This window comes from Geodermatophilus sp. SYSU D00710 (genome assembly GCF_054050195.1).
In genome coordinates this window covers 25917-33227 of record NZ_JBJGYX010000055.1, presented here as the reverse complement: position 1 = coordinate 33227, position 7311 = coordinate 25917, and the positions used below count along the sequence as shown (strand labels likewise).

The 7311-nt window shown below is 75.2% G+C and carries 7 protein-coding genes; 3 read left to right on the top strand and 4 right to left on the bottom strand.

What is annotated here, in order from left to right:
• Positions 1-103: 103 nt before the first annotated feature.
• The 4 genes from aspS to ACI78U_RS19985 form a co-directional block, all read right to left on the bottom strand.
• Complete coding sequence (gene aspS / locus ACI78U_RS20000) at positions 104-1879, bottom strand: aspartate--tRNA ligase (protein ID WP_456877140.1); 1776 nt, start codon at positions 1877-1879, stop codon at positions 104-106.
• Between the two features lie 31 nt (positions 1880-1910).
• Positions 1911-2891: an aldo/keto reductase gene (locus ACI78U_RS19995; RefSeq protein WP_456877139.1), complete on the bottom strand. Its 981-nt coding sequence runs from the start codon at positions 2889-2891 to the stop codon at positions 1911-1913.
• A complete protein-coding gene (gene hisS, locus ACI78U_RS19990; RefSeq protein WP_456877141.1) occupies positions 2891-4144 on the bottom strand; it encodes a histidine--tRNA ligase in 1254 nt (417 codons plus the stop codon). The genes ACI78U_RS19995 and hisS overlap by 1 nt, the downstream gene beginning before the upstream one ends.
• A gap of 82 nt (positions 4145-4226) precedes the next feature.
• Positions 4227-4922, bottom strand: a complete 696-nt coding sequence (locus ACI78U_RS19985) for an MBL fold metallo-hydrolase (protein ID WP_456877138.1) — start codon at positions 4920-4922, stop codon at positions 4227-4229.
• Between the two features lie 169 nt (positions 4923-5091).
• On the opposite strand from ACI78U_RS19985, the gene ACI78U_RS19980 reads away from it, so the two are divergent.
• The 3 genes from ACI78U_RS19980 to ACI78U_RS19970 are packed head-to-tail and all read left to right on the top strand — an operon-like array spanning position 5092 to position 7309.
• Positions 5092-5922 (top strand): peptidylprolyl isomerase, encoded by an 831-nt coding sequence (locus ACI78U_RS19980; RefSeq protein ID WP_456877137.1) that lies wholly within the window; start codon positions 5092-5094, stop codon positions 5920-5922.
• Positions 5919-6662 (top strand): peptidylprolyl isomerase, encoded by a 744-nt coding sequence (locus tag ACI78U_RS19975; RefSeq protein WP_456877136.1) that lies wholly within the window; start codon positions 5919-5921, stop codon positions 6660-6662. The genes ACI78U_RS19980 and ACI78U_RS19975 overlap by 4 nt, the downstream gene beginning before the upstream one ends.
• Positions 6659-7309 (top strand): class I SAM-dependent methyltransferase, encoded by a 651-nt coding sequence (locus ACI78U_RS19970; RefSeq protein WP_456877135.1) that lies wholly within the window; start codon positions 6659-6661, stop codon positions 7307-7309. Before ACI78U_RS19975 ends, ACI78U_RS19970 begins: the two co-directional genes overlap by 4 nt.
• Positions 7310-7311 lie beyond the last annotated feature (2 nt).

Sequence of the window (7311 nt, the reverse complement as noted above, 5' to 3'; positions counted from 1 at the left end):
GGGGTTCGCGGAGGTGTTGGTGTTTGGGGTGGTGTGGGTGGTGGTGGGGGGGGGGGGGGGGGCGGGCGGGGGGGGGGGGGGGGGCCGGGGGGGCCCGGTCGGCTCAGTGCGCCGGGTTCGTGGGCCCGGGGGCGCCGGGCTCGCCGGGCAGGGCCGGCTCGTCGGCGACGGCGTCGATGCCGGCCTCCTTGCGCTGCGCGTCGGTGATCGGCGTGGGCGCGCCGGTCAGCGGGTCGTACCCGGCGCCGGTCTTGGGGAAGGCGATGACCTCGCGGATCGAGTCGACCCCGGCCAGCAGCGCGGTGAGCCGGTCCCACCCGAGGGCGGCACCGGCGTGCGGCGGCGGGCCGTACGCGAAGGCCTCGAGGAAGAAGCCGAACCGCTCGCGGGCCTCCTCGCGGGACATGCCGAGGGTCTCGAACACCCGCTCCTGCAGCTCGGGGTCGGCGATCCGGACCGAACCGCTGGCCAGCTCGTTGCCGTTGACGACCAGGTCGTAGGCGTCGGAGAGCGCGGCGCCCTTGTCCTCGGCGAACCGGTCGCGCCACTCCGGCGTGGGCGAGGTGAACGGGTGGTGCATGAACGTCCAGTCGCCGTCCTCGGTCTGCTCGAACATCGGGAAGTCGACGACGAACAGGAACGACCAGGTGCCCGGCTCGACCAGCTCCAGCCGCCGGGCGATCTCGTTGCGGGCCGCCCCGAGCAGCTCCTGGGAGGACCGGCGCGGGCCGGCGGCGAAGAACACGCAGTCCCCGGGGTTCGCCCCCACGGCCTCGACCAGCCCGGAGCGCTCGGCGTCGGAGATGTTCTTCGCCACCGGGCCGCCGAGCGTGCCGTCCTCGGCGACGGTCACGTAGGCCAGGCCGCGGTAGCCCCGCGAGCGGGCCCAGTCCTGCCAGGCGTCGAAGGCGCGGCGCGGCTGCGACCCGCCGCCGGGCATGACCACCGCGCCCACGTAGGGCGCCTGGAACACGCGGAACGGCGTGTCGGCGAAGAACCCGGTCAGCTCGGTGAGCTCGATGCCGAACCGCAGGTCGGGCTTGTCCGACCCGAACCGGTCCATCGCCTCGCGGTAGGTCATCCGCGGGATCTCGGGGACCTCGTGCGAGGCCAGCTCCCGCCACAGCGCGCGGACGACGTCCTCGACGACGGCGAGCACGTCGTCGCGCTCGACGAAGCTCATCTCGAAGTCCAGCTGGGTGAACTCCGGCTGCCGGTCGGCGCGGAAGTCCTCGTCCCGGAAGCAGCGGGCGATCTGGTAGTAGCGCTCCAGCCCGCCGATCATGAGCAGCTGCTTGAACAGCTGCGGCGACTGCGGCAGCGCGTACCACTTGCCCGGCTGCAGCCGCACCGGCACGAGGAAGTCCCGGGCGCCCTCGGGCGTGGACCGGGTCAGGTCGGGCGTCTCCACCTCGACGAAGCCGTGCTGCGCCATCACGCCGCGGGCGATCCGGTTGACCTCGCTGCGCAGCCGGATGATCCGGGCCGGGCCCTGCCGGCGCAGGTCGAGGTAGCGGTACTTGTAGCGGACGTCGTCGGAGGCGGCCTGGTCGGTCTCGATCGGGAACGGCAGCGGCGCCGCGGGCGAGAGCACCCGCAGCTCGGCGGCGGCCACCTCGATCTCACCGGTGGGCAGCTCGGGGTTCTCGTTGCCGGCCGGCCGCTGCCGGACCTCCCCGGTCACCAGCACGCAGAACTCGTTGCGGAGGGCGTGCGCCTCCTCCTCGCGGACGACGACCTGCACGTAGCCCGAGGCGTCGCGGAGGTCGACGAAGACGACGCCGCCGTGGTCGCGCCGACGGGCCACCCAGCCGGCGAGGGTGACGGTGGAACCGGCGTCGGACGCGCGCAGCGTGCCGGCGTCGTGGGTGCGGAGCACAGGGGTCTCTCTCTCAGGGGGATGGGAGGTGTCACCAGCGGTCGTGGACGTGCTGCCGGATGCGCTCGTCGTAGAGCCGCTCGAGGTCGGCCAGCTCGGCGTCGGTCAGCGGCGGGAGGTCGGCGGCGGCGACGTTCGACCGCACCTGCTCCACCGAGCGGGCACCGGGGATGACGCAGGTGACGCCGGGCTGCTGGACCACCCAGCGCAGCGCCACCTGGGCCGGCACCCGGTCGCCGCAGATCGCGGTGAACTCCCGCGCGGCGGCCACGCCGACCTCGTAGGGCACGCCGGAGAAGGTCTCGCCGACGTCGAAGGCCTCGCCGTGGCGGTTGTAGTTCCGGTGGTCGTCGGCGCCGAACGTCGTCGACTCGCTGTACCTCCCCGACAGCAGGCCGCTGGCCAGGGGCACCCGGGCCAGCACGCCGACGCCGGCCGCGGCGGCCGCGGGCAGCAGCTCCTCGAGCGGCTTGCGGCGGAAGACGTTGAGGATCACCTGGATCGACTGCACGCCGGGGTGCTCGAGCGCGGTCAGCCCCTCGGCGACGGTCTCCACCGACACGCCGTAGGCGGCGATCGCGCCGTCGGCGACCATGGCGTCGAGCGCGTCGTACACCCGCTGGTCGGAGTACACGGCCGTCGGCGGGCAGTGCAGCTGCACCAGGTCCAGGGTGTCGACGCCGAGGTTGCGCCGCGACCGGTCGACCCAGGCCCGCAGGTTCTCCGCGGTGTACTGCGCGGCCTCGAACGGGTCGGCGCGGCGGCCGGCCTTGGTCGCCACGAACGGCCGCTGCGACCGGGCGGCCAGCGCCTTGCGGATGCGCTCCTCGCTGCGGCCGTCGCCGTAGACGTCGGCGGTGTCGAGCAGCGTCACGCCGGCGTCGAGGGCGGCGTCGAGCACACCGGCGGCGGCGTCCTCGTCGACGTCGCCCCAGTCACCGCCCAGCTGCCAGGTGCCCAGGCCGACGACGGAGACCTCCGCGCCGGTCCGTCCCAGGGGTCGGGTCTCCATCACGCACTCACCGCCGTCCGCAGCGCCTCGAACAGGTCACCCACGGGGACGGCGCGCTGCTCCCCCGTGCGCAGGTCCTTCAGCTGGCCGACGCCCTCGGCCAGGTCCCGCTCGCCGACGACGACCGCGTGCGAGGCACCCGACCGGTCGGCGGCCTTCATCGCGCCCTTGAGCCCGCGGTCGCCGTAGACGGTGTCGGCCGACACGCCGGCCTCCCGCAGCCGGCCGACCAGCCGCACCGCGAGCCGCTTGGCGTCGGCCCCGAGAGGGACGACGAACGCCTGCACCCCGGGGGCCGCGGCGACGTCGAGCCCCTCCGCCTGCACCGCCAGCAGCGTCCGGTCGACACCGACGGCGTACCCGATGCCGCTCACGTCCGGCCCGCCGAGCGCCGCGGACAGCCCGTCGTAGCGCCCGCCGCCGCCGATCGCCGACTGCGCGCCCAGCCCGTGGTGGACGAACTCGAACGTCGTCTTCGTGTAGTAGTCCAGCCCGCGCACCAGCCGGGGCGCCTCGGTCCAGGTCACGCCGAGGTCGGTGAGGTGCTGGCGGACGGCGTCGTAGTGCGCCCTCGTCGAGTCCGACAGGTGGTCGACCATCAGCGGGGCGTCGTCGAGCTGGGCCTGCACCTCGGGCCGCTTGTCGTCGAGCACCCGCAGCGGGTTGATCTCCGCCCGGCGGCGGGTCTCCTCGTCGAGGTCGAGCTTCGCCAGGTACTCGACCAGCCGCTCCCGGTACGGCGGGCGGTCGGTGGCGTCGCCGAGCGAGGTGAGCAGCAGCTCGAAGTCGGTGAGCCCGAGGTCGCGGAAGCCCTGCACGCCCAGCGCCACGACCTCGGCGTCCAGCGCGGGGTCGTCGACGCCGAGGGCCTCCATGTCGACCTGGGTGAAGTGCCGGTAGCGGCCGGCCTGCGGGCGCTCGTAGCGGAACGCCGAGCCGACCGTCCACAGCTTCACCGGCAGCGGTCCGGTGTGCAGCCGGTGCTCGATGAACGCCCGCATCAGCCCGGCGGTGAGCTCGGGGCGCAGCGTCAGCGAGCGGCCGCCGCGGTCGTCGAAGGTGTACATCTCCTTGGTCACGACGTCGGTGGACTCCCCGACGCCGCGGGAGAAGACCTCGGTGTGCTCGAACACCGGCGTCTCGACGTAGCCGTACCCGGCGCGCCGCAGCGGCGCGGTGAGCGTGTCGCGGACGGCGAGGAAGCGCGCCGACTCCGGCGGCAGGACGTCGAAGGCGCCCTTGGGCGCGGTCATCCCACTCACGGCGTCATCCCTCCTCGCTCCGCTCGGCTGTTCGCTCCGCTCCTCGCTCGCTGGCGCTCGCTGCGATGCCCACTCACAGGCCCCGGCCCTTCGGCGCGGCGCCTGCCCCGGCGGCGGCCTCGGCCAGGTAGGGGTTGGTGGCCCGCTCGCGACCGACCGTCGTCGCCGGGCCGTGCCCGGGTAGCACGACGGTGTCGTCGCCGAGGGGCAGGACGACGTCGCGCAGCGAGCGGAGCATGTCCGGCCACGACCCGCCGGGCAGGTCGACCCGGCCCACCGACCCGGCGAACAGCACGTCGCCGGCGAGCAGCCCGGGAGCCTCGCCCAGGTCGAGGGAGAACACGACCGAGCCGCGGGTGTGACCGGGCGCGTGCCGGACGGTGAGCTCCACCCCGGCGAGGGACAGCACGGCGCCGTCGTCGAGGGGCCGGACCCCCGCCGGGTCGGGCAGCCGGACGCCCGCCACCAGCGGCGCCAGCGCCGGGCCGTGCCAGCGGGCGGGGTCGGCCAGCATCCCGGAGTCCTCCGGGTGCAGGTAGGCGGGGATGTCGTAGCCGTCGCACACCGGCAGGACCGAGAAGGTGTGGTCGAGGTGGCCGTGGGTGAGGACCACCGCGACCGGCTTGAGCCCGTCCTCGGCGAGCATCCGCGCCAGCGGCTCGACGGCGTCCATGCCGGGGTCGACCACGACGCACTCCGACCGCGGCCCGGGAGCGACGGCGTAGCAGTTGGTCGCGAAGGCGCCGGCCGGGAACGAGCGGATGAGCACCCGTGCAGGTTACGCGCGCCGTTCGCAGCGCCCCTGCGGTCCGGCGGACCGGCGTCCCCAGGTCGGCCACCTACACTCGCGGATCGACCAGCGGGGTGACCGGGTGGTGCGGCCGGGGGCCGTGACCGCGCCCCGCGGAGCAGCCGTCCGTCCGAGGAGTGTCCGACCCGTGCCGACCAACAAGCAGCGGCGGGTTGCCGCGCAGCGCCGCCTGCAGCGGCAGCTCGAGCGCCGTGCCGAGCTGGCCCGCAAGCGCCGCCGCAACCTGCTCGTCGTGGTGACCGTGCTCGCCGTCGTCCTGGTGGGCGGCGCGGTCTCGCTCGTCGCCGGCTTCGGTGGCGGCGACGAGGACCCGAGCACCGCGGAGGCCGCGACCAGCACCAGTGCGGCGCCGACGACACCCGGGGTCGTCGACGGCAGCGACGGCACCTGCGACTGGACCCCGGCCGACACCGCGAGCAACCCCGACCTGCGCGGCGACACCGGCACCCCGCCCGCCGAGGTCGTCCCGACCGGGACCACGGCGGTGAGCATCACCACCAACGTCGGCCCGATCGGGCTCACCCTCGACAACGCCAACGCCCCGTGCGGGGTGGCGAGCATGGTGTACCTCGCGCAGCAGGGCTACTTCGACGGCACGGTCTGCCACCGGGAGACCGACTCCGAGGGCCTCAAGGTGCTGCAGTGCGGCGACCCGAGCGGCACCGGCCGCGGCGGGCCGGCCTACCAGTTCCCGACCCAGGTGAGCGGCGACGAGACCTACCCGCGCGGCACGGTCGCGATGGCCAACAGCGGGCAGGGCTTCGACGGCAGCCAGTTCTTCCTGGTGTGGGGCGACAGCCAGTTGCCGCCGAACTACACCGTGCTGGGCACCATCGACGAGGCGGGCCTCGCCACGCTCGACACCGTCGCCGCCGCCGGCAACGACGGCAGCAACGGCCCCGGCGACGGCGCGCCGACGCAGGAGGTCCGCATCGAGTCCCTCACCGTCGCCGCGTGACCTCCCGGCTGCGCGCCGCGGCGCGCACCGGCGCGGCGGTCCCGCTGGCCGTGCTGTCGCTGGCCGTGGTGTCGCTGGCCGCCTGCACCGGCACCGTCGCGGGGACGGCCTCGCCGGCCGCGGGCAGCGGCGGCGGGGGCGCGGTGGACCCGGCCGGGACGACGGCGACCTGCGACTGGATCGCCGCCCGGTCGGGCAACCCCTACGCCGTCGACGTCGACCCGCCGGCCACCGAGGTCCCCGCCGAGGGCACCGCGGACCTGCGCATGACGACGTCGCTGGGCGAGCTGGTCCTCACGCTGGACCGGGCCGGCGCGCCGTGCGCGGCGGCGAGCATGCTGCACCTGGCCGGGCTGGGCTTCTTCGACGGCTCGGCGTGCCACCGGGAGGTCGACACCCAGGGCCTGCAGGTGCTGCAGTGCGGGGACCCCACCGGCACCGGCGCGGGCGGGCCCACCTACGCCTTCCCCACCGACGTCGACGGCGACGAGACCTACCCGCGCGGCACCGTGGCGATGGCCAACAGCGGGCAGGGCCTCGACGGCAGCCAGTTCTTCCTGGTGTGGGGCGACAGCACGCTGCCGCCGGCCTACACCGTCGTCGGCACGATCGACGACGCCGGGCTGGCCGTGCTCGACGTCGTCGCGGCCAACGGCAACGACGGCTCGCTCGACCCCTCCCCCGGCGGCGGCGCCCCGACCGTTCCGGTCACCATCGAGTCCATGACCCCGGCCACGTGACGACCCGACCCGATCCCCACGCCGGGTTCCCCGCCGGCTTCTTCTCCCGGGCCGACGAGCGGCCCGACGCGGAGTTCTACGGCCCGCCGCGGCTGGTCACCCACATCGACGACGCCGCGATCGCCGCCGTCGGCGACCTCTACGCCGAGCTGGGCATCGACGGGTCGGCGCCCGCCCCGGTGCGGGTGCTCGACCTCATGTCGTCGTGGGTCTCGCACTTCCGCACGCCGCCGGCCGAGCTGGTGGTGCTCGGCATGAACGCCGCCGAGCTGGCGGCCAACCGCGCCGCCACCGAGCGGGTGGTGCACGACCTCAACGCCGACCCGCGGCTGCCGCTGCCCGACGCGGACGTCGACGCCGCCGTCTGCTGCGTGTCGATCGACTACCTGACGCGGCCGGTCGAGGTGCTCGCCGAGGTGGCCCGGGTGCTGCGCCCGGGCGGGCCGCTGGCGGTGACCTTCTCCAACCGGTGCTTCCCGACCAAGGCGGTGCGCGGCTGGCTGCTCACCCCCGACGAGCAGCACGGGGCGCTGGTCGCCGAGCTCGTGCGGCGCACCGGGCGCTTCACCGAGCCGCAGGTGTCGCTGCGCACCGCGCCCGGCACCGGCGACCCGCTGTGGGCGGTCGTCGCCCGCCGGCCGGCCTGACC

Bases quoted from the DNA above. Each gene is read 5' to 3' on its own strand.
- hisS (WP_456877141.1), bottom strand. From the start codon at position 4,144: ATGACCGCGCCCAAGGGCGCCTTCGACGTCCTGCCGCCGGAGTCGGCG.
- ACI78U_RS19995 (WP_456877139.1), bottom strand. From the start codon at position 2,891: ATGGAGACCCGACCCCTGGGACGGACCGGCGCGGAGGTCTCCGTCGTC.